The sequence below is a fragment of the Burkholderia sp. RF4-BP95 genome, assembly GCF_001521985.1.
Classification (GTDB): Bacteria; Pseudomonadota; Gammaproteobacteria; order Burkholderiales; family Burkholderiaceae; genus Burkholderia; species Burkholderia diffusa.
Genome location: NZ_LOSX01000039.1, coordinates 72,166 through 93,403 on the forward strand (window position 1 = coordinate 72,166; position 21,238 = coordinate 93,403).

Here is a 21,238-nt window from a genome sequence, read left to right on the forward strand (position 1 = left end):
ACGAAAGGACAAGTCATGTTCGACATTTCGATCAGGAAGACGGCTTTATCGTTGGTAATCCTGATGTTCTCGTCGGGAGCTTTTGCGCACGAAGTCCCCGATCCGACTATACAGCGGGATGCCCGCGACGGCGTCGTACGTTTGTACGGCGCAGGCGGCCCGGATACCGCATTTACGAAGGTCGCAAAGGTCTTTACTGACGAGACCGGTATCAAGGTGGAAGTGACGGGCGGGCCCGAACCCACATGGACCAGAAGAGCACAGGCTGACGCGGATATTCTATGGGGAACGTCGGAAGAAGATATGGCCGGCCTTCTCGAAACGTACAAGGCATTTCGCTGGAATGACGTCACGCCGATCTATATTCGCCCGGCCGTCATTGCCGTGAAGAAGGGCAATCCGAAAAATATCCGAGACTTCGACGATCTGCTCAAGGACGGCGTCCGTATCGTCGTCACGGAAGGCGCAGGGGTGGCGAATACGTCCGGCACGGGCACGTGGGAGGATGTTGCCGGCCGCATAGGGCGTTTCGACGACGTGAGACGATTCAGAAGAAATATCGTCGGACTCGGCACGGGCAGCGGTCCGAGTTTCAGGATGTTCGTCGAAAAGGACGCGGATGCTTGGATCACGTGGCCTGACTGGCCGATCACGCACGCCGACAAGGCCGACTACGTCAGCTTGCCTGCCAACAGAGCGATCTGGAGAGACGTCAATGTGGCGCTCGCTCCGGACGCGGATCCCGAAGCAAGGCAGTTCCTCGATTTCCTGAATAGCGACCGTGGTGCCGCAATCATGAAGACCGAGGGGTGGGTGCGTTAAGCGCATTGCTCGGTGGAACGATCGAGCCGCGTCGGTCGTTCCACCGGCCGGCGCGGGTGCATCAAAGCAGGTTCATGCGGATCGCCCACAGCGCTTTCCGCAGAATGCGCTTGTTGCAATGCCAGCGCCGAAATTGGCATCTCTACAGTTCGTGAAGGCAACGACGATGAAAAAACAGGCCCGCGTTGGCGAACGGTGGCTGGCTATGCCAGTTCGATCGTGGACGAACATCGAGAAGATTTACAGACTCACCAATACCTTCGTATAGCTAGCGCCCTCGGTTCGTGGAGGGTGAGTTCGGCAGTGATGGTAGGCGGAGTGCCGACTCGGATGTTCGGCGTCGCGCACACCGGCCGCTCGCGGTGTCGGCGTGCGGGGCAACAGCGGAACATCCGTCCCCGCATCGGCGCACATCGTCGGTCTGTACCGCCTCGATCAGTGGATTAAACCTCGGTATGACCGACCCCACCCGTGGATAAGTTCAAGCAACCTTTTGTACGGCTGGTGCAACGTAGTCCGTTTCGATACCGTGTACTCACCGCGCTGGCCGTGCGCAGCGCTTCGTGATCCTGTCAGGAAGTCAGTCATGATTCTCTTGTCATCGTGTTCTTCCAAAACAGTCGCCGACGCCGACACCCTTGTTGGTTTTCACGCGTCCAGCCCTATCGCTGCCGAGAAATCCTGGCGCGACCCGGGCGCCGGGCGGGATTTCGACGTCGCGCTTTCGCGCTGGACGCGGAATGGTTCGGGGACACTTGAGGTGACGAACGACTGCAGTGAGAATTGGCACTGCGTCGGAATCAACCTCAAATGTACTTCTCTGACCTTCTCGCACGCGGGCCGCACGCTGGTGCAAGGCCGCCTGACGGCCGGTACCACGCAAATAACGGAACCGGGCATCGCGTGTCGCGCCGTATTAGACGCGCCGAGCGACGTACTGCACCTCTTTGCGTCTCAAGCGGTATTTGCCGAATGCTATGCCGACCTGTTCGGTCGTGCCCGTGCGGGCGACATCGTCATCGACGCTCCGCGTCTCATCCGGGATCCTGCGCTCGAGCGCCTCGGTCGGGCACTCGCCGTGTCGCATAGAGGATGACGATGAATTTCTCGACTGACGTGATGGCGATGGATCCATGGAAGCAGACGCTAAGCCTGCTTTTTCAATTGTGCCGAAGCAACGATGCGCGATCGTTTGCGTCTTCGAGCGAGTCGCTGCATGCACACCGGACGGAACATCGGTCGCGCCTGCGGACGACCGGAGCGGAGCGTCGGACCGTCTCGGTGAGTTTCGTCGATCGCGTGAGCGCGACAGAGGTAACTATTGCATGGCGCGATTCGACGCATTGCTCGTATGGCGATCAGGCGTGGCATGCAACGCGCGCTCGCACCAGCGGGGTCTGTGTGATCAGCGGCCGGCCGGTCCGGATCGGTGACACCGTCTATCAGCCCCGTGGCCGACCAAGGCCGCTCAATGCCGGGGCAATGATCCTGGCGCCGGCGCTCGACGAAGCGGAAGAAAATCGTTGATGTCTACGACACTGCGGCAAGCTGCGCCCGGGCGGGAGGCGTGCTCGCCTGCTCGCGAACCTGGTTGCCCCGATTCAGTCCGAGATCGTGCGCCAGGGCAATGATACGTCCATGCCGGGCGGTGCGCCGGCAATGCGCTTCCGAGGAAATCCTGTCTCGTTGGTCCCGAGCCGGACTTTTCTGCAATGTCGAGGCCGACGAACATCAGGCTTTCAGGCAGGGTATCGAGGCATGGCGGAGCACGAGATGCGGTGCCTTTCGCGGGAAGAACAGGGTCGACACGTGCCGCCTCGAAAGCAGCGAGAGTTTCACGCGCGCGTATCGAGAGCGCCGTTCCTTGCCCTTTGACGCAGGTCGCTGGCATCGGCCGCTGCGATCGCTGTGTTCAGCGTGCCGCTCGCCACCAGGTCGAACAATGCCTGGCTGCTGGGCGACAGCGATCGTCCCTTCGCCCATACCATGTGTAGCGGTCGGACAATCTGCATGTCCTCGACGTCGATGATGGTCAGCTCGCCACGGCGCAATTCCTCCGTCACGCTAAGCGTCGAGATGTAGGCGAGCGCGTGCTGGGACAGCAACATTCGCTTGATTGCTTCAGTGTGGCTTACCGACATCAGCGGCTCGATCTCGAGCCCGGCGCGCCGGTACGATTCTTCGATGATGGCACGCGTTCCCGACCCGGGCTCGCGCATGATGACGGCTCGATCCACGAGTTCCCGCGCATGTAGCGTCGTCCCCGCGAAGGGATGGCCGGGCGCTGCGATGATGGCGATTTCGTCGGAGCCAATGTGTCGAGCATGCAGAATGGAGTCGTCGAATGGCCCCTCGATAAAGCCGATCGTGAAGGTGAGGTCATGCAGCCCTGCTTCCACGCGCTCGGTGTTCGTGACCGTGAGGTCGATGGCGACGGACGGGTGGCTTGCATTGAACCGCGCAATTGCTTCGGGTACGAAAAAGACGCCGAGCGTACCGCTCGCGCCAATTTTCATGTGACCCGAGCCGAGGCCCGAGAGCTCCGCGAGTTCCTTCTCGGCCGTATCCGCGAGTGTGAAGATGCGACTTGCATACTCGTAGAGCAGCTTGCCACCCTCCGTCAGCGCTACGCCGCGCGGCAGCCGGTCGAAGAGGATGATACCTAGGCGATCTTCAAGATCGCGGACCTCCCTGGTGACGGCCGGCTGGCTGACGTGCAAGCGCTCGGCGCCGGCGCTGATGCTGCCAGCGCGCGCCACTTCGTAAAAGGCGAGAAGATGGGTGAAGTTCATGGCGTCCGGGGAGGGTGGCGGCAACTGCGCGCCACGCATGCCCGGCTGAACTGCCGAGCGGGCGAGTTCGGCCGGGCAGCGCACGGCGCTTGGGCAGTCAGCTACCGAAATAGGGATTGCAGAAGCTCGCCGGCCCGACGCACGAAGCCGATGCATGCTTGGGTGCGAGAACGTGCTTGCCGCTTGCTGACGTACCGTCCGGCGGTGCGCTGCCGAAACCGCTCGTTGCCTGCTGCTGCTGAGCAGCGACTTTTGCTTCGGCTGCCTGAATGTCCGAAGGATACTGCGGATCGTTTCCTGTTGCCGGATTATAGCCAGCCCGTTCGACGCGAACCAGATCGGCTCGTACTTGCGCGCGCGTGAGCGGTGTGGCGCTTTGAGCGAAGCTCAGCGCGGGAGCGGTGAAGGTTCCTACGACGATGGCGAGGCATGCAAGCGTTTTCATGGTGCGACTCCTTCGGTTGGGTTGAATACGAAACACTTTTCACTGTTGACCGATTTCGCAGTTGTCCGATAGCCGTGCCGTTGACGGCGTTCGCAGGGTGACAGGTTGCGAGTCGATGAGAGAAGGTTATCGAAGCACGGCGCCCGCAAAAAATGCATTGTTTCGATGCCAGCCATGACGTGGCGTTATGACATTTAGCTTGCCTGATTGTCGACGCCGGAGGGCCCCGCCTGCGGCTTGCGGCCATCGATACTGTTCAGGTAATGAGCCAGTGCATCGATCTGGTCCGGCGGAATGGGGGCACCGAACGCATTGCGCATCTTCGTGATCTCGACCTTCCATTCGCCTGTGGTCAGCGGCGGTTGCCGCAGCACCATTCCCGTGGAGTGGCACATCACGCAATTCGAATTCGCGATGTCCACCCCCGGCCCTGGCGGAAACGTCGACTGCCCGGGCGGCAAGGATACGCTGAGGGCGCTCAGGTGCACCGGCGGCGCGATCTCGGCCTGGCGTGCAGCCTGCGATGCGATGGATTCGGGAAAGTAGTGCCGGCCGACCACGCCGAGCAGCGCGCCCAGGGAAACAGGTACGGCCAGCATTAACGCCATGCGCTTGGGTCTTGCGTTCATGTTCTTCGCTCCTTGTCAGGCCACGTCGAGCTGAATCGATTCGATGACGTTGCGCATGAACCCCGCGCCGTTCCAGTTCGGTGTGGCCGGCTGCGCCTGCCCCGTCGAGTCGACGGCGCGCACCATCAGCGTTTGCTGGCCGCGCTGTGCGAAATGCGCGCTTGTCTGCCATTGGCGGAAGCTGTACTTGCCGTAGTCGTGCCCCAGTTGCGTATCGGCCCAGGTGCGGCCGCCGTCGGTCGAAATCTGCACGCGAGCGAGCGCGTTGATACCGCCGAATGCAATGCCGCGAACCTGTATCGGTCGCCCCGCGCCGACCTTGTCGCCGGTCTTGAGGTTGGTGAAGAACGAGCGCGGCAGCATCCGGTTGATGGGAATCTGCGGCACGTCGGTCTCGCCGGGCCGCACGTTGGCGAAGTGATTGGCAGGGACCTTGTATGCCTTGGCCGTCCAGAAGTTGTCGTCGGGCGCGTCGAGCACGTCGATATCGGTCAGCATCTTGACCCAGTACGTGGCAAACCAGCCTGGTACGATGAGCCGTAGCGGATAGCCGTTGAGCAGCGGCAACGGCTCGCCGTTCATCGCGTAGGCGAGCATGACCTCGCCGTCGCGTGCATGGTCGATATCCAGCGACTTGAGGAACTTGGGTGTTTGCGGAATCACGCCTGAATCGAGGCCGTTGAAGCGCACGCAAACGGCATTGGCGCGCACGCCCGCATGGTCGAGCACATCCTTCAGGCGCACGCCTTTCCATAGCGCATTGCCCATCGCGCCGTTGCCCCACTGGCCCCCCGGTACACGCGGGCTGAAGAAGCCGCGCGAATTACCCGAGCATTGATTGACCGCGGCGATTTCGTAGCGCGGGAACCTGCGCATCAGGTCGTCGAGCGAAAGATTCAGCGTTCGCTCGACGGCGCCGCGAACGGCGACGCGGTACGTGGCCGGATCGATCGAGGTTGGAATATTGGCCAGGTGCCAGCGCACGTAGAAGCGGTCGTTCGGCGTGAAGACGCCTTGATCGAAGACGTCGAACGGTGTTTCCAGCAGTGGCGGCCGAGTGCGCTGCAGGATCACGCGGGATTTCTGCGGCAGGTCCGACGTGAGCGGACGGCTCCCATTCTCGAACGGAAGCTCGATGGTGCCGCTCGACGCGCCGCGCGCGAGCATGGGCGTCATGAACGCTGCCGCACCGAGCGCGCCGAGGCCGCTCAGCAGTCGCCGCCGGTGGGACGAGACAGGATCGTAATCGTGTTGACTCATGTGCTGCTCCAGGTCTGTTCGATGGTCAAAGCGGGTGTGGGGCGCGAAGTGTCGGCGCCTGGCGAACGTATGTCTGTGCGGAGCGCGAGGCGGGCGGCGTTCAGCGTGACCGACATCGAACTCGCGACCATCAGTGCGGCCGCTGTGGCGGGCGAAACGAATCCGAAGACCGCGGCCGGAATGGCGAGCGCGTTGTAGACGACCGCGGCGGCGAGGTTCTGGTGCATGGCGCGTGTGGTGCGGCGAGCGAGCCGCAAGGCGAGGTCAAGCTTTTCGACACCCGCGTCGACCAGCACGATCGATGCCGCGGCCATCGACGCGGGCAAAGCGCTGCCTACGGCGATGCCGACGTCGGCGGCGGCAAGGGCCGGCGCGTCGTTGAGTCCGTCGCCGACGAATGCGACCGCGCCGCGCCGCGTAGCCTGTGCCTCAACGATGTGTGCCGCCTTTTGTTCGGGGGACTGCGCCGCAAAGATGGCCGAATCGGCCAGGCCTACAGCCGGCGCGATGGCGCGCGCGACGGCCAACCGGTCTCCAGTCAGCATGGCCACCGCTGCACCGTGCGCGCGCAGCAAATCTATGGCTTCTCGAGCGCCGTCGCGTGGGCGATCGGCGAAGCCGAGCATGCCGCGCCAGTGGCCGTCGCGGGCGACGTGGACGGTAATGTTCGCATCGTCGATATCGGGTACCCGTACGTCGTGGCTGCGCAGGAACGCCGCGGTGCCGGCGAGAATGCGCTCGCCATGGCTGCCTCCCCACACCACGCCGGCGCCTGGCACCGCGCGCGAGGTGCCGGGCGCGGCGTCCACGACGCACGCGAGCCTGTCGGGCGAGACGAGTGAGCGGATGGCGGCTGCAATGGGATGCTCGCTGCCGCGTTCGGCGAGCGCAGCATCCTCGAAGAGTTCTGTTTCGAGAACGTCGCTCGCTGGAAGTGCACGGACGAGCCGGGGCTTGCCCTCGGTCAGCGTGCCGGTCTTGTCGAGGAAGAACGTGGAGAGTTTGCCGGCCTTCTCGATCGCCTCGACGTCGCGAAAGAGAATGCCTTCGCGTGCCGCGCGTCCCACCCCTGCGCTCAGCGCGAGCGGCACGGCCATGCCGAGTGCGCACGGGCAGGTAATGACGAGCACCGCGACGGCGCGCTCCAGCGCATTCGTCCACATCATGCCCAGCAGGCCGCCAGCGACGAACACCAGCAACGCGACGGTGGCGATGGCCGGAACGAGGCAGCGCGTGAAGCGTTCGGCGATGGCCTGGGACGCCGTCTTGCGGGCGAGCATCGCACGTACGCTTCTGGCAATCGCGTCTACGCGCCGCTCGCCCCATCCGTACTTCACGCATACGACCAGTTCCCCGTCGGCATTGAGCGCACCCGCCTCGACGAAGCTGCCGCGCCGTACGCCGACGGGCTCGCTTTCGCCCGTCAGCAGCGAACGATCGAGCGATGACTGACCGTCCGTGACGATGCCGTCCAGCGGAAGACGCTCGCCCGGCAGCACGCGAATGAGGCTGCCTCGTGCGACGCGCTTGGCGAGTACGACCGTTTGCGCGCCGTCGCTCGCCAGCACGCGCGCGGTCTGCGCAGGCAGCTCGAGCAGGACGCGAACTGCGTCCGACATGCGGCTGCGCACGCGCAGTTCGAGCCAGCGGCCCGCCAGCAGGAAGGTGACGATCATGGCTGCGGAATCGAAATAGACGACCGATTCGCCGTGCGCAACCCGCCACACGGAAAGCAGGAACGACGCGCTCGTACCCATTGCGACAAGGCAGTCCATGCCGGGCACGCATGCACGCAAGGTTCGCCACGCGGCCTTGAAGAACGGCTGCGCACAATAACCGACCACGGGCAGCGTGGCGACGCCGGCAAGGGCTGCGAGCGCATAGCGCACGTGCTCAGGCACCGTGGCGGCCGTGGTGAAGTAAAGCGTGGTTTGTGCCGTCATCACCCACATCGAACAGAAGACGGCGACGACGAGACGGACCGCGAGATTCTGAAGCAGCGCGGCCGTATGTGCGCGGCGGTCCGGCGTATCGGTTTCCGGCACGCATGCGTATCCGAGCTTCTCCGCGGCCTCGAGCAGATGTCCGAGCGAGGTGCGGCGCGGGTCCCATTCGACAGTCGCGGATTCGGAGGCGAAGCTCACCCGTGCGTCGAGCGTGCCGGGCTGGCGTTGCAGCACCCGTTCGAGCGCATTCGCACAGCTCGTGCACCACATGCCGCGTACGTCGAGCGTTGCGCTGTCGGGTGTGCCCGGCGCGATGGAAGCGGCGTCGCTCACGGGCGCCTCAGCTCGTCTTCGCCCGCCCATGGTGCCGTGCGATTGCCGATGGTCGCTCGCTCGGCTTTCACGACATCGGCGGTCAATGCTGGAGCGTGGTTGCCGAAGCTCGACCGAACATGCGAGGCCACTGCTGCGATCTCCGCGTCGGATAGCGTTGTGCCGAACGCCGGCATCGATCCGTTGAACGTGCTGCCGGCTACCGTGATCTTTCCAGTGACGCCGAGCAACAGGATGCGGGCCACGCGCTTCGGATCGCCGTTGACCCATTCCGAGCCGGCGAGCGGCGGGAACACACCAGGCAGGCCCGCGCCCGTGGCCTGATGACAGGAGGCGCAGCGGCTCGCGAAGAGCATGGCGCCGTCGGGCGTATCTTGAGCCGCGGCGACCGTTCCCGGGCCACCGGGCATGGCCCCACGGGCGACCGTCGAACCAGGCCCGAGCGCTGGATTCAGTAGGAAGTAGCTCACGCCCCAGACCGCCAGCGCGGCGGCCACGAGGCCAAGCAGCCATGGCACCGGATTGCCGCGTTCGACCGGTTCTTCGTGCTCGCGCGCGCGAACGGCATTGGCGTTGTCTTGTTCGCTCATTTCATTGCTCCCGACGGATCGGCCGAAGCCGGATAGGTGTGGTTGAGGGCCGTGAGATAGGCGACGAGATCGAGTGCGTCCTGCGACGCCACAACCTGCTTGCCGCCGGCGGGCGCGAATTGCGGCGGCAATTGCACGACGACTTCATCGGGGCGCGTGTGATCGACGACTTTGAACAGGAACGGATAGGCTGGCATCACGCTGCCCTGCGTCACCGAGCGCGGCTGATAGAGATGCGCGAGCTGCCATGCGGCGCTTGTTTGCCGGGCACCGATGTTGAAGAGATCGGGCCCTGTGCGCGATACACCGAGCAGGTGCGGATAGTCGTACACATAGTCCGCGGGCACGGACGGGCGTCCCCATCCTCGCAGTTCGTCCGGACCCAACGAGGACGCGCGCGGCTGCTGCGAGTGGCAATAGACGCATCCCATGTTCACGTAGGTTGCGCGTCCGCGCAGTTGAGCGATGGTGTAGGGCTTCAGCGATTCGGGCGGCGCTTCGTCGTGCAGTTGCCGATACGGAAGCGCGACGAGCACGAGTGTCGCCATGGCGAGCATGATCAATGAGCCGATTACGACAGTCAGGACGCGATTCATGTCAGGCCCCCATCGAGATCGCTTGACGAGCAGGTGCCGCGTCAGGGCGCTCGCTCTGCCGTCCGAATGAGAGCGTGAAGAAGTGATACGCGAATACGAAGTGGCCCGCCGTCATGAGTGCGCCGCCGAGCGTGCGGGCTTGCAGATATGGCGTGAGGACTTGCACGGATGCCATGAACGGACGCGCGGGATCGAGCAGCGCGATGCCTTGCAGGACGCCGCCGATCGTGAGCGAGACGAAGTAGATCGCAAAGCCGACGGTGGCGAGCCAGAAATGGAGCCAGACGAGTTTCGGATACGGCCACTCGCGATCCAGCACGCGTGGCATCGCGAAGTAGATCGAGCCGAACATGATCATCGAGAAGAAGCCGTAGAGGCCGAGGTGCGCGTGGGCCACCTTGTATTGCGTAAAATGCACGAGCCGGTTGAAGAACGGCAATGCCTCGAGCGACCCCTGTAGCGACACGAGCGTGTACAGCGCGGCGCCCAGCACGACGAAGCGCAGCGTGGGCGAGTGTTTCAGCGCGCCGAAGTGGCTTGCCACCGTCATGTGATGGTTCACGCCGACCGCGAGTACCGGGACGATCATCATCACGCTCTGGACGACCGAGACGCTCTGCAGCCATTGCGGGACCGGGCCGCCGAGCAGGTGGTGAATGCCGGCCTGGCTGTAGAACATGGCGAGCGCCCAAAAGCCGACGAGCGAGAGCGCATACGAGTAGATAGGGCGCCCGAGCACCTTCGCGATGAAATAGTAGGCGGCGGCCAGCCCGATCGGTGTGAGCCAAAGGCCGAGCACGTTGTGCGCGAACCACCAGTTGACGATGGCCTGCTCCACGCCGACGTGCACGCCCGGCACCTTCGCGACGATGTAGAGGATCGGAAACCACAACAGCGCGGCGGCGAGATACCACACCGAGACATAGAGATGGCGTGTGGTGCGCCGTGCAATGGTCATGAGTAGCGGTACTGCCGCGAGCGCGCCGCCCATCGCGAGTAGGATGCCGATTTGCCAGGGAATCTCGAGCCATTGCAGGCCATCGGTCCATCCCGAGAGAATGGCGGCGATGCCGGCGGCGAGGCCGGCATTCCAGAGCCATGCGCCTGCAATGGCGTAGCGTTCGCCCGCCAGCTGCGTTTTGAGCAGGCGCGGCAGCATCCAGAGGGAGATACCGATGCCTGCCATCGACGCCCATCCGTAGACCACCATATTCAGATGCGCGGTACGGATGCGGCCGAACGTGAGCCAGGCGGACTGCGTGAGAAAGTCAGGCGAGGTGAGCTTTTGCGAGGCGACGAGGCCCGCAACTGAACCCAGCAACAGCCAGAACACCGAAGAGCACAGAAAGATGAAGGTCGGCCCCCGGCTCGAAGCGTCTTGCTGCGCGCGTTCCTGGAGGTCCCGGCCTAGTGCGAGCGAGTCGCCCGATGGGCCAGGCAATGAGCCGCGTGTCGTGTGCGATGCGGCCTGCTGGAGGCGCTCGCGATGCATGACGGACAGAGCTGGATCTTCGGTCTGTCCGACTTCTCCGCCGGCGAAGATTACCTCGGCTGCATCCGGGCCCGCCCGCATCAGGCCGTTCATCTGCGCCCACAGGAACAGGAAGAGTCCTAGGACGGAGATCAGGAACGACAACGCGAGCAACGTGCCAATTGTGACGTTCATTTCGACAAAGCTCCTCGCTGAATTAAGATTCGAGCAAATAATTAAGGCATCCTGCTGAATAGGAAGGTGCTCGAGAGAACGGCGTCAGAAAAAGATCGGCCTAATATAGCTATCGTGGGAAATTGATTGTTTCAGCGGAAGCCAGTATAGGTATCACCAGCGCGTGTGTAATATTCAAATTAATCATCGCGTGTATGCTTTTTTTGTATGCTTGCCGATCGACGATACGGAGGATTCTGCGCACATATCCCTATAAAACACTTGCAGTATGCGTGCTTCTCCGCCCGCGTTTTTCATTTCGCCATTTCGGGTTTGAAAATCGCACGATTACGTTGACCTGACTATCCGGCTCGCCGCGCACGTTGACAATGAATTGCTTGACCGAGGTAATGGAGATGGATTTATGCGTGCGGATGCCAAACCAGCGATGCCAATTTAGAGGAATGCCGCTTCGTTGAATGCGCGTCCCGCCGTGTAGAAATCGGCCTGATCGGGATGGTCGAGAAGGCCGTATCCCGGCTGACCGGCAGGTAGCGATCCGACACGATCGTAGGTCATCGGATGTCCCAGCGGCGTGCGTGTCGAATTCGCACGCACCGCGATTGGGTATGTCGCGTGCCGGGCCCCGGTCAGCGGGGCATCCGGGCTGCACGCGCTAACGGCAGGCTTCGGCCAGAAACCATGCGCGCCGTTGAGCGTCGTCGATCCAGTTTTCGATGAGGCTTGCCGTCGCCACGTCATGATGCGCGTCGCAAACAGCATGCGCCGCGAGCATGAATTGGGCGAGCAGCAGGTTGTCGCGGCGCAGTTCGTCGAGCATCGCCTCGGGTGTGGCGTCCGCCGCATCACTGTCCGCCAGGCGTTGACGTCGCGCCACGTCCCCGATCGACCGCAGCGTGGCTCCGCCGATCTTGCGCACGCGCTCCGCGATGTCGTCCGTGATCGAGAATATCTGGGTGCCGTGCTCGTCGAGCATCAGATGGTAGTCGCGGAAATGCGGCCCACTCATGTGCCAATGGAAATTCTTCGTCTTTACGTAAAGCGCGAATACGTCCGCGAGCAGCGGGTTGAGCGCCTCCGAGATTGCCTCGACAGCGCGCTCGTCGAAGCCGGTCGTGGCTGCGGGAGTCACGGGGCGTATGATCTGGCTTGCTTTTGACATGATGTAGCTCCTTTCAACGGGAAGGGCGAACGCGTCACGCGCAGTGCTCGTGCCGCGTGGCGATGGATTCGCCGATTCGAATACATCGCGCGTTAGGCGGCATGTCGGTGAGCAGGCGAAAGGCCGAAACGTGCGGGAATGGTGACGGACTTTTCGATCGGCGATTTTCGAGTTCGCCCGTTGTACCGCTGATTCGCACGGAGGAACGGCGATCCTCGGGGAAGCGATGCGTAGCGCGTCCTGGCGCCGGAGCCTGAATTCCGCGGATGAGCGTGCTGAGGCGAAAACCCCGAACGGTATCAAAAGGAGCCGAGCGTGTGCGTGGCGATATAGCAGCCGTGTCGCCGTCTCGCCGAAACTGTCGGGTCGTGCCGCAAGGGTTTCCTATCGTTCCAATAGATTTGGACGTAATTCACGGCGACTCATTGGTGAACGGGCGATCGGGAAGGCGGACATAGCCACCGCGTCCTGCATCAAGGCTTCGCGACCGCATGCCAGGCTGACCGCTCGATTACCATTTTGTAATCAACGGCGTTCGCGCCCGCGCGGAGCGATTGCTCGTCGCTGTTTCCCGGTAACATCGTCGGATATCCCCACCAATACGACGGAGTCAGCCATGCGCATTCTGATAGTCGAAGACGAACCAAAGACGGGCGCATACCTGAAGAAAGGGCTCGAGGAATCGGGCTTCAGCGTCGATCTCGCGAAGGACGGCGGCGAAGGGCTGACGCTCGCACAGGAAGAGCGTTACGACGTGATCGTGCTCGACGTGATGCTGCCCGTGCTCGACGGCTGGGGCGTGCTCAAGCGACTGCGCGATACGCATACGACGCCGGTGCTGTTCCTGACCGCGCGCGACGACGTGCAGGACCGCGTGCACGGTCTCGAACTCGGCGCCGACGACTACCTCGTGAAGCCGTTCGCGTTCGTCGAGCTGCTTGCCCGAATCCGCACGCTTGCGCGTCGCGGGCCGCCGCGCGAGACCGAACACCTGGCGGTCGGCGATCTGGAAATCGACGTGGTGCGCCGCCGCGTGAAGCGCGGCGCCACGCGCATCGACCTCACGCCGCGCGAATTCTCGCTGCTGCAGCTGCTCGCGCGCCGGCAGGGCGAGGTGCTGAGCCGCACGCAGATCGCATCGTACGTGTGGGACATGAATTTCGACAGCGACACCAACGTCGTCGAGGTCGCGATCCGGCGCCTGCGCGCGAAGATCGACGATGCGTTTCCAGTCAAGCTGATCCATACCGTGCGTGGCGTCGGCTACGTGCTCGAACCGAAGGACGACGCATGACGCGGCCGCGCTCGCTCGCCGCGACGCTCGCGCTCGCGTTCGCCGCGACCACGCTCGCCGCGTTCGCGCTGGTCGGCGCATACGTGTATGCGGGCCTCGAACGGCAGGTGAACACACAGGACGACCTCGACATCGTGCTGGCCGCGCGCCACACGCGCCGGCTCGCGGGCGAGCTCGAGTCGCTCGATGCAGTCCGCACCCATGCAGAACGGCTCACGAGCCAGGTGCTCGGCAACGAGGCGCTGTCGATGGTCGTCGTCAATGCACGCGGCGACGTGCTCGCGCGCCACAACGTCAGGCTCGCCGCGCTCGACGATGCGCCGGTTCCCGCATCGGGCGCGTTGCCGGCCGACGCGCAGCTGTTTGCGCCGCATGCGCTGCCGGTGCCCGCGAACGACCGGATCACTGCCGACAGGCTCGCGACGTGGAAGGCCGACGGCGGCACGCCAATGCGCGGCGTCGTGATCGAGGCTGCGCTCGGCGATCACACGCCGATCCGCATCGCGGTCGCGCGCAACATGCGCGACCGCGCGACGTTGCTCGGCGGCTACCGTGACCGACTGAAGCTCGCCGGTGCGCTCGGCGCGCTGTTCGCGCTGCTGCTCGGCTACTGGCTGATCCGCAAGGCGCTCGCGCCGCTGCGCGAGATCGTCGACAACACCGGCCGGATCACGGTCGACAAGCTCGACACGCGGCTCGACGCATCGCGCGCGCCGGCCGAGCTGCGCGCGCTCGTCGATGCCCAGAATGCGATGCTCGGCCGCCTGCAGCAGGCGTTCGCGCATCTGTCGCAATTCAGCGCCGATCTCGCGCACGACCTGCGCACGCCGCTGAACAACATGCGCGGCGCCACGGAGGTCGCGCTCGCGCGGCCGCGTTCGGCCGACGAGTACCAGACGCTGCTCGAATCGAATCTCGAGGAATACGATCGTCTCGCGCGGATGATCGAGAACGTGCTGTTTCTCGCGCGCGCCGAGCATCCGAGCTTCGTCACGCGGCAGCGCGCGTTCGACGTGCACGACGAACTCGAGCGCATCGCGGAGTATTTCGAGGGGCTCGCCGACGAAGCGGGCTCGACGTTGCGCGTCGAAGGGCGGGGGCATCTGACCGCCGACGTCGAACTGTTCCGCCGCGCGGTGGGCAACCTGCTTGCGAACGCGCTGCGTTACACGCCGGCCGGCGGCGTGATCACGCTCTCCGTCGACGACACGCCCGACGCGCTGCGCGTCGTGGTCGCGAATCCGGGCGAGCCGATCGATCCCGCGCTGCTGCCGCGGATCTTCGACCGGTTCGTGCGCGGCGACCCCGCCCGCAGCGGCGGTGCGCCGGGCGGCACGGCCGGGCTCGGCCTCGCGATCGTGCGCTCGGTGATGGAGTTGCACGGCGGCACCGCGCAGGTTGAAAGCGATGCGCGCGGCACGCGCTTCGTGCTCACGTTCAACCGGCCGTCGGCTGCGTGACGACGGGATCGGGCAACGGGGCGGCCGTACGTTCGTCCGTGCCGGTTTTCGATGCCGCGTCCGCGCTCGCTTGCCAGCCGCCACCCAGCGCCTTCAGCAGGCCGACCGCGGCCTCCATCCGGCGCGCGTCGATCTGATCGGCCGTGCGCCGGTTCGTCAGCGCGATCGTCTGCGCGGTCACCACGTCCAGATAGCTGACGGCGCCGGCGTTGAAGCGATTCGTCGTCAGCCGCAGCGACAGGTCGGCCGCGTCGGTCGCGCGCTGCTGGCTACCGGCTTCGGACGCGAGCGCGTCGAGCGTCGACAACTGATCCTCCACCTGCTGGAACGCGACGAGTGCGGTCTGCCGGTAATCGGCGACCGCGCCGTCGTATTGCGCATGCGCGCCGCGCAGCGACGCACTGTGGCGACCGCCGTCGAACAGCGTGCCGGCGAGTTGCGGGCCGAGCGACCAGAACAGGCTCGGCGCGGCGAGCCACGGCGCGAAGAACGAACTCTCGAGGCCTGCGCTCGCCGACAGCACGAGATCCGGGAAGAACGCGGCGCGCGCCTCGCCGATCCGTGCGTTCGCGGCCGCCACGCGGCGCTCGGCGGCCGCGATGTCGGGCCGCCGCTCCAGTAGCTGCGACGGCACGCCAGCCGGAATGGCCGGCACGTGGAACGCCTGCACGCGCGGCGGCAGCGCGAACGTCGACGCGCTTTCCCCGACGAGCGTCCCGATCGCGTGCTGCAACTGCGCACGCGACGCGTCGATGTCGGTGTCCTGCGTGCGCGTCGATTCGAGTTGCGTCTCGGCTTGCGCGACTGCCGACGCATCGATCGCACCTGCCGCGAGCTGTTGCTTCAGCAGCGTCAGTGCGTCCGCGTAAGCGCGCACCGTGTCGTCGAGCAGTTGCTTCTGCGTGTCGAGCGAGCGCAGCGCGAAATAGTCAGTCGCGAGTTCCGCCGTGATCGACAGCTTCACGGCCTGCAGGTCGGCCGCGCTCGCGGCGGCGTTCGCCTGCGCGCTCGTCACCGCATCGCGCACGCGGCCGAACACGTCGGGTTCCCAACTCGCGGCCACGCCCGCCTGGTAGTCGGGTGTCGTCTTGCCGGCGAGCGACGAGCCGAGCCGGTTCTGCGAGACTCGCGCGCGGCTCTGCGAGGCGCCTGCGGTGATCGTCGGCAGGAATCCGGCGTGCTGGTAGTCGACCATCGCGCGGGCCTGTTGCAGATCGGCGACCGCTTTTTTCACAGTCTGGTTCGACACGTCGACGCGCGCTTCGAGCGCGTTCAGTTCGGCGTCGCCGAACACGGTCCACCATGCGCCGCGCGCGGCGCCGTCGGCCGGCATCGCGACATGCCAGCCGGCCTGCGCGGCCGGTGCGCCCGCGTAGTGTGCGGGTACCGTGACGGCGGGCGGCGAATAGGGCGGCAGCGTCGAGCAGGCGGTCAATGTGGCGGCGCCGAGCGCGACGATGCGGCGAGCGAACGGGAGCGGGTGAAGAGGGCGCATGGCAGGCATCTCGTGGGTTGTCGTCGACGGGTTAGCCGTGCGTGGGCGCCGCAACCGGCGCCGATGCGGCCGTCGCGGTACCGGCGGCGCGCATCGGCGGCACGTCGCGCACGGCGGTGGCGGAAGCAGGTTGCGCGGCCCGGGCGGGCGAAGCCGCGGCCGGCGCCGCAGCGGGCGCGGTCGACACGATCTTCACGGCTTCGCCGGCCGTGATCGCATCGCCCGGGTTGTCGACCACGCGATCGGTCGCCGCGAGCCCCGCAACGATCTCCACGCGCGTGCCGAAATCGCGTCCGATCTGCACGGTCTTCAGCGCGGTTCGCCCGTTCGCACCGACGGTGGCGACCGTCACGCCGTTCGGGCGGAACAGCAGCGCACTGACCGGCAGGTCGAGCGCCGGCGCCGCGCTCGGCACGACGAGATGCGCCTGCGCATACGCACCGGGCATCAGCGCGCCGTCGCGGTTGTCGACGTCGATCTCGACGCGCAGCGTGCGCGTGACGGGATCGATCGCGCCCGCGCTGCGCGCGACACGCGCGGCAAAGCGCCGCCCCGGATACTGCGGTGTCGTCAGGTAAACCGTCGTGCCGGTCGATACGCCGGTTGCGCTGTCCTGCGGCACGTCGACGAACACGCGCAGCGTGTCCGTCTGTTCGAGATGGAACAGTTCCCCGGACAGGCCCGGGCTGCCCGGTGTGCCGCCCGCCGTGACCAGCGTGCCGACGTCGACGCTGCGTGCGGTGATCACGCCGTCGAACGGCGCGGTGACGGACTCGTACGACACGAGTTCGGCAAGGTGCGCGACGTTCGCCTGCGCGGACGCGAGCATCGCGCGCTTCGCGTTCATGTCGGCGACCTTCGTGTCGGTGTCCTGCTGTGACACCGATTGCGTTTTCAGCATGTCCTGCCAGCGCTGCGCGGTCGATTTCGCGTAGTCGTAGTTCGCCTGCGCGCTCGCTTCGTCGGCGCGCGCCTGGCGCAACTGCGCGTCGAGATCGGGCGCCGAGATCTGCGCGAGCGTCTGGCCGGCCTTCACGTGCGTGCCGAGATCGACGCTCCAGTGCGCGATGTAGCCGCTCGTGCGCGCGTAGATCGACGCGTCTGCATACGGCGCCACCGAACCGGGCAACGTCAGCGTCTGGTCGGCCGGCGCCGCGCCGGGCACGATGACCGACACCGGCACCGCCTGTTGTGCGGCCACCTGTGCACGCTGTGCGGCGCGTGCATCGATACGCGGCACGATGCCGAGCGCGAGCAGCGCGGCGGCCAGCGCGACGGCCGCGAGCGGCACGGCCAGCTTACGGCCGTGACGAGCCGGCGGGGTGTCGGGCGCGGCGGACGGCACAGCTGTGGCCGCGGTGGCCGATTCGGCGGCGGGCGGCGGGGCGACGGGTTCGATCGAGTCGTTCATGATGGGTCCGGGGTCGGGCGAATCGAAGGATGATGAGGAGGGGCGGCCGTCCGAGCTCAACGCAGCGCCGGCGCGTCGGGCGCTTGCTGCGTGCGCCGCGTGGCCGAGGCGTCGCGGCGCCGCGCGAGCCATGCGTGGACGAAGCCGAACAGCACCGGGACGAACAGCAGCGTCGAGAACGTGCCGAACGCGAGGCCGCCGATCACCGCGCGGCCGAGCGGCGCGTTCTGCTCGCCGCCGTCGCCGAGGCCGAGCGCCATCGGCAACATGCCGATCAGCATCGCGAGCGCGGTCATCACGACGGGCCGGAAGCGGCTGAAGCCTGCGTCGAGTGCCGCCTGCCACGGCGACGCGCCGCCCGCGAGCAGCTCGCGCGCCGCGTTCACGACGAGAATGCTGTTCGCGGTCGCGATGCCGATGCACAGGATCGTGCCGGTCAGCGCGGGCACCGACAGCGTGGTGCGCGTGACGAACAGCATCCACGCGATGCCGGCGAGCGATGCCGGCAGGCCGCCGACGATCACGAGCGGATCGAGCCACGACTGGAAGTTCACGACCATCAGCAGGTAGACCAGCGAGATCGCGAGTGCGAGGCCGCCGAGCAGGCCCGCGAACGACTCGTGCATCGCCTGCACCTGGCCGCGCAGCACGATCGACGAGCCGGGCGGCAGCTGCGCGCGCGCGGCGTCGACGAGCTTCGTCACGTCGGCCGTGACGCCGCCGAGATCGCGCCCCTGCACCGACGCGAAGATGTCGAGCACCGGCTGCACGTTGTAGTGCGACACCACGGCCTGCTGCGTCGAGCGCGAGAACGTGCCGAGCGCGCCGAGCAGATTCTGCGCGGGTGCGCCCGCGGCCGGGCCGCCAGCCGGCGTCTGCGGCGAGCGCGCGGTGCCGGCGGGCAGCGGCACGTTCGCGAGCGACTGCAGCGAATTCACCGTGTATTGCGGCGTCTGCACGAGCACCGGGTAGCTGACGCCGTTGCGCGGATCGAGCCAGAAGTTCGGCGTCGTCTGCGAACTGCCGGACAGCGCGATCAGCAGGTTCTGCGCGACGTCGCGCTGTTCAAGGCCGGCCTGGATCGCCTTCGTGCGGTCCACGTTCACATTGATCGCCGGCTCGTCGCCGGGCTGCTGGATGCGCGCGTCGACGAGCCCGCGCACGCCGCGCAGCTTCGCGAGCAGCGCATTCGCGACCGCGCGGTTCTGGTCGAGCTTGTTGCCGACGATCTGGATGTCGATCGGCGCGGGTAGCCCGAAATTGAGGATCTGGCTGACGATGTCGGCCGGCAGGAACGCGAACGTCACGCCGGGGAACGACTGCGCGAGCACGTTGCGCAGCTTCGCGACGTATGCGGCGGTCGACGCGTGATTCGGCTTCAGCGTGACCAGCACGTCGGCGTCCTCGGTGCCGATCGGATCCGATGAATCGTACGTGAGGTTGATTCCGCTCACCGGCACGCCGATGTTATCGAGCACGCCAGCGAGTTCGCCCGCCGGAATCACGCCGCGGATCTTCGCTTCAACCTCGTCGGTCAGCCGCGCGGTTTCCTCGATCCGCGTGCCGGTCGGCGCGCGCATATGCAGGCGGATCTCGCCGGTGTCGACCGACGGGAAGAAGTCCTGCCCGGCGAACGCGTAGAGGCCCGTCGACGCGACGCATGCGAGCAGGAATGCGGCCGCGAAGCGGCGACGCCGCGCGATCGCCGCCGAGAGCAGCGCGCGATAGCGCAGCCGCACGGCCTCGAAGCGATGCTCGAACGCAGCCTGGAAACGCGCCAAATGCACGAGCGGCGCGAATACGCCGCGCGGCGGCCGGCCGTTTCCTTTTGCGCGCATCAGCGCCATCGCGAGGGTCGGCACCAGCGTGCGCGAGAAGAAGTACGACGCGATCATCGCGAAGATGACGGCCTCGGCCAGCGGCACGAACAGATAGCGCGCGACGCCCGTGAGCAGGAACATCGGCACGAACACGATGCAGATCGACAGCGTCGACACGAAGGTCGGCACCGCGATTTCTCCCGAGCCGGTCAGGATCGCGTCCTCGAGCGGCGCGCCGAGCTCGAGATGATGCGTGATGTTCTCGATCGCGACGGTCGCGTCGTCGACGAGGATCCCGACCGCGAGCGCGAGCCCGCCGAGCGTCATGATGTTGATGGTCTGGCCGAGCGCGGACAGCGCGAGCAGCGACGTGAGCACCGCGAGCGGGATCGTGATCGCGATGATCAGGGTGGCGCGCCAACTGCCGAGGAACAGCAGGATCATCAGCGCGGTCAGGCACGCGGCGATCAGCGCCTCGCGCACGACGCCCTGGACCGCCGCCTTCACGAACACCGACTGATCGTCGAGCGGAGCAATGTGCAGCGCCTTCGGCAGCCCGGCCGCGATCTTCGGCAACATCGCCTTCACCTGGTCGATGATCGTCAGCGTCGATGCGCTGCCGGTCTTTTCGACCGTCAGCAGTGCCGCGCGCTTGCCGTCCGCCCGCACGATGTTGGTCTGCGGCGCGTAACCGTCGCGGACGTGCGCGACGTCGCGCACGTACACGACGTTGCCGCCGATCGTCTTCACCGGCAGATCGTTCAGCGCGGCGACCGTCTGCGTGCTGCCGTTCATCTGCACGTTGTATTCGTGCGTGCCGATCTTCGCGGTGCCGCCAGGCAGGATCAGGTTCTGCGCGTTGATCGCGTTCACGACGTCGATCGGCGCGAGCCCCTTCGCCTGCAGCGCGCGCGTATCGAGGTCGACGACGATCTGGCGGATCTTGCCGCCGAACGGCAGCGGCACCGCCGCGCCCTGGACGGTCGCGAGCTGCGTGCGGATGAAGCTGTTGCCGAGGTCGTACAGCTGCTGCTCGGCGAGCGTGTCGCTCGACAGCCCGAGCTGCAGGATCGGCACCGTCGACGCGTTGTACGTGATGATGTTCGGCGGCAACGTGCCGGGCGGCAGGATGCGCAGGATCGACGCGGCATTGCTCGCGGCTTCCGCGATCGCGCGATTGATGTCGGCGCCCGGGTGGAAGAAGATCTTCACGACCGACACGCCGTTCAGCGACTGCGACTCGATGTGCTCGATGTCGTCGACGTCGGACGTGAGCGCGCGCTCGTAGTTCGACGTGATCCGCTTGGCCATGTCCTCCGCGGAGAAGCCGTTGTACGACCAGACGATGCTGACGACCGGAATGTCGATGCTCGGGAAGATGTCGGTGGGCGTGCGCAGCAGCGCAAGCGGCCCCGCGATGAAGATCAGCAGCGCGAGTACGACGAACGTGTAAGGCCTGCGTAACGCCAGCCGGACGATCCACATGATGGTGCTCCTCGAAGCAGGGCTCGGATGCG

Annotated in this window: 18 protein-coding genes; 5 read left to right on the plus strand and 13 right to left on the minus strand. The window is 65.8% G+C overall.

The genetic code is table 11. From position 1 onward, the window contains the following. Positions 1 to 15: 15 nt before the first annotated feature. The 3 genes from WS46_RS15370 to WS46_RS33950 all read left to right on the plus strand — a co-directional run bounded on the left by WS46_RS15370 (position 16) and on the right by WS46_RS33950 (position 2,349). A complete protein-coding gene (locus tag WS46_RS15370; RefSeq protein ID WP_082725332.1) occupies positions 16 to 822 on the plus strand; it encodes an extracellular solute-binding protein in 807 nt (268 codons plus the stop codon). A gap of 586 nt (positions 823 to 1,408) precedes the next feature. Then, entirely contained in the window at positions 1,409 to 1,918 is a 510-nt protein-coding gene (locus WS46_RS33945) for a hypothetical protein (RefSeq protein ID WP_373558361.1), read from the plus strand. Positions 1,919 to 1,920: 2 nt separating this feature from the next. Continuing rightward, complete coding sequence (locus tag WS46_RS33950) at positions 1,921 to 2,349, plus strand: DUF3331 domain-containing protein (protein WP_082725333.1); 429 nt, start codon at positions 1,921 to 1,923, stop codon at positions 2,347 to 2,349. 308 nt (positions 2,350 to 2,657) lie between these two features. Here WS46_RS33950 and WS46_RS15375 read toward each other — a convergent pair whose 3' ends face one another. The 10 genes from WS46_RS15375 to WS46_RS15410 all read right to left on the minus strand — a co-directional run bounded on the left by WS46_RS15375 (position 2,658) and on the right by WS46_RS15410 (position 12,241). Continuing rightward, positions 2,658 to 3,614 (minus strand): LysR family transcriptional regulator, encoded by a 957-nt coding sequence (locus WS46_RS15375; RefSeq protein WP_059691047.1) that lies wholly within the window; start codon positions 3,612 to 3,614, stop codon positions 2,658 to 2,660. Between the two features lie 97 nt (positions 3,615 to 3,711). Continuing rightward, positions 3,712 to 4,059 carry a DUF4148 domain-containing protein gene (locus WS46_RS33955; protein ID WP_082721789.1) on the minus strand — a complete coding sequence of 116 codons (348 nt, stop codon included), beginning with the start codon at positions 4,057 to 4,059 and terminating at the stop codon, positions 3,712 to 3,714. 194 nt (positions 4,060 to 4,253) lie between these two features. Then, on the minus strand, positions 4,254 to 4,688 hold the full coding sequence (locus WS46_RS15380; protein WP_059691015.1) for a cytochrome c: 435 nt from the start codon (positions 4,686 to 4,688) through the stop codon (positions 4,254 to 4,256). A gap of 15 nt (positions 4,689 to 4,703) precedes the next feature. Beyond that, entirely contained in the window at positions 4,704 to 5,948 is a 1,245-nt protein-coding gene (locus WS46_RS15385; RefSeq protein WP_059691016.1) for a molybdopterin-dependent oxidoreductase, read from the minus strand. After that, positions 5,945 to 8,227 carry a cation-translocating P-type ATPase gene (locus WS46_RS15390; protein WP_257129996.1) on the minus strand — a complete coding sequence of 761 codons (2,283 nt, stop codon included), beginning with the start codon at positions 8,225 to 8,227 and terminating at the stop codon, positions 5,945 to 5,947. Before WS46_RS15390 ends, WS46_RS15385 begins: the two co-directional genes overlap by 4 nt. Then, positions 8,224 to 8,817, minus strand: a complete 594-nt coding sequence (locus tag WS46_RS15395) for a cytochrome c (protein WP_059691018.1) — start codon at positions 8,815 to 8,817, stop codon at positions 8,224 to 8,226. Before WS46_RS15395 ends, WS46_RS15390 begins: the two co-directional genes overlap by 4 nt. Then, on the minus strand, positions 8,814 to 9,413 hold the full coding sequence (locus tag WS46_RS15400; protein WP_059691019.1) for a cbb3-type cytochrome c oxidase subunit II: 600 nt from the start codon (positions 9,411 to 9,413) through the stop codon (positions 8,814 to 8,816). Before WS46_RS15400 ends, WS46_RS15395 begins: the two co-directional genes overlap by 4 nt. 1 nt (position 9,414) lies before the next feature. After that, a complete protein-coding gene (locus WS46_RS15405) occupies positions 9,415 to 11,079 on the minus strand; it encodes a cbb3-type cytochrome c oxidase subunit I (protein WP_059691020.1) in 1,665 nt (554 codons plus the stop codon). A gap of 435 nt (positions 11,080 to 11,514) precedes the next feature. After that, on the minus strand, positions 11,515 to 11,637 hold the full coding sequence (locus tag WS46_RS36445) for a hypothetical protein (protein WP_257129997.1): 123 nt from the start codon (positions 11,635 to 11,637) through the stop codon (positions 11,515 to 11,517). A 97-nt stretch (positions 11,638 to 11,734) separates the two neighbouring features. After that, complete coding sequence (locus WS46_RS15410; RefSeq protein ID WP_059691021.1) at positions 11,735 to 12,241, minus strand: Dps family protein; 507 nt, start codon at positions 12,239 to 12,241, stop codon at positions 11,735 to 11,737. A gap of 616 nt (positions 12,242 to 12,857) precedes the next feature. On the opposite strand from WS46_RS15410, the gene WS46_RS15415 reads away from it, so the two are divergent. Further along, positions 12,858 to 13,535 (plus strand): heavy metal response regulator transcription factor, encoded by a 678-nt coding sequence (locus tag WS46_RS15415; RefSeq protein ID WP_027786146.1) that lies wholly within the window; start codon positions 12,858 to 12,860, stop codon positions 13,533 to 13,535. Beyond that, complete coding sequence (locus WS46_RS15420; RefSeq protein WP_059691022.1) at positions 13,532 to 14,995, plus strand: heavy metal sensor histidine kinase; 1,464 nt, start codon at positions 13,532 to 13,534, stop codon at positions 14,993 to 14,995. Before WS46_RS15415 ends, WS46_RS15420 begins: the two co-directional genes overlap by 4 nt. On the opposite strand, the gene WS46_RS15425 is transcribed toward WS46_RS15420, so the two are convergent. Genes WS46_RS15425 through WS46_RS15435 form a run of 3 tightly spaced genes read right to left on the minus strand, consistent with a single transcriptional unit; the run spans position 14,973 to position 21,206 of the window. Next, positions 14,973 to 16,490 carry an efflux transporter outer membrane subunit gene (locus tag WS46_RS15425; protein ID WP_059691023.1) on the minus strand — a complete coding sequence of 506 codons (1,518 nt, stop codon included), beginning with the start codon at positions 16,488 to 16,490 and terminating at the stop codon, positions 14,973 to 14,975. The two genes, WS46_RS15420 and WS46_RS15425, sit on opposite strands and share 23 nt — an antisense overlap. 31 nt (positions 16,491 to 16,521) lie before the next feature. After that, the gene (locus WS46_RS15430; RefSeq protein ID WP_059691024.1) at positions 16,522 to 17,901 is read right to left on the minus strand and encodes an efflux RND transporter periplasmic adaptor subunit; all 1,380 of its coding nucleotides are present in this window, start codon (positions 17,899 to 17,901) and stop codon (positions 16,522 to 16,524) included. Between the two features lie 56 nt (positions 17,902 to 17,957). After that, positions 17,958 to 21,206 carry an efflux RND transporter permease subunit gene (locus tag WS46_RS15435; protein ID WP_059691025.1) on the minus strand — a complete coding sequence of 1,083 codons (3,249 nt, stop codon included), beginning with the start codon at positions 21,204 to 21,206 and terminating at the stop codon, positions 17,958 to 17,960. Positions 21,207 to 21,238 lie beyond the last annotated feature (32 nt).

Bases quoted from the DNA above. Each gene is read 5' to 3' on its own strand.
- WS46_RS15370 (WP_082725332.1), top strand. From the start codon at position 16: ATGTTCGACATTTCGATCAGGAAGACGGCTTTATCGTTGGTAATCCTG.
- WS46_RS33945 (WP_373558361.1), top strand. From the start codon at position 1,409: ATGATTCTCTTGTCATCGTGTTCTTCCAAAACAGTCGCCGACGCCGAC.
- WS46_RS33950 (WP_082725333.1), top strand. From the start codon at position 1,921: ATGAATTTCTCGACTGACGTGATGGCGATGGATCCATGGAAGCAGACG.
- WS46_RS15375 (WP_059691047.1), bottom strand. From the start codon at position 3,614: ATGAACTTCACCCATCTTCTCGCCTTTTACGAAGTGGCGCGCGCTGGC.
- WS46_RS33955 (WP_082721789.1), bottom strand. From the start codon at position 4,059: ATGAAAACGCTTGCATGCCTCGCCATCGTCGTAGGAACCTTCACCGCT.
- WS46_RS15380 (WP_059691015.1), bottom strand. From the start codon at position 4,688: ATGAACGCAAGACCCAAGCGCATGGCGTTAATGCTGGCCGTACCTGTT.
- WS46_RS15385 (WP_059691016.1), bottom strand. From the start codon at position 5,948: ATGAGTCAACACGATTACGATCCTGTCTCGTCCCACCGGCGGCGACTG.
- WS46_RS15395 (WP_059691018.1), bottom strand. From the start codon at position 8,817: ATGAGCGAACAAGACAACGCCAATGCCGTTCGCGCGCGCGAGCACGAA.
- WS46_RS15400 (WP_059691019.1), bottom strand. From the start codon at position 9,413: ATGAATCGCGTCCTGACTGTCGTAATCGGCTCATTGATCATGCTCGCC.
- WS46_RS15405 (WP_059691020.1), bottom strand. From the start codon at position 11,079: ATGAACGTCACAATTGGCACGTTGCTCGCGTTGTCGTTCCTGATCTCC.
- WS46_RS36445 (WP_257129997.1), bottom strand. From the start codon at position 11,637: ATGACCTACGATCGTGTCGGATCGCTACCTGCCGGTCAGCCGGGATAC.
- WS46_RS15410 (WP_059691021.1), bottom strand. From the start codon at position 12,241: ATGTCAAAAGCAAGCCAGATCATACGCCCCGTGACTCCCGCAGCCACG.
- WS46_RS15415 (WP_027786146.1), top strand. From the start codon at position 12,858: ATGCGCATTCTGATAGTCGAAGACGAACCAAAGACGGGCGCATACCTG.
- WS46_RS15420 (WP_059691022.1), top strand. From the start codon at position 13,532: ATGACGCGGCCGCGCTCGCTCGCCGCGACGCTCGCGCTCGCGTTCGCC.
- WS46_RS15425 (WP_059691023.1), bottom strand. From the start codon at position 16,490: ATGCGCCCTCTTCACCCGCTCCCGTTCGCTCGCCGCATCGTCGCGCTC.
- WS46_RS15430 (WP_059691024.1), bottom strand. From the start codon at position 17,901: ATGAACGACTCGATCGAACCCGTCGCCCCGCCGCCCGCCGCCGAATCG.
- WS46_RS15435 (WP_059691025.1), bottom strand. From the start codon at position 21,206: ATGTGGATCGTCCGGCTGGCGTTACGCAGGCCTTACACGTTCGTCGTA.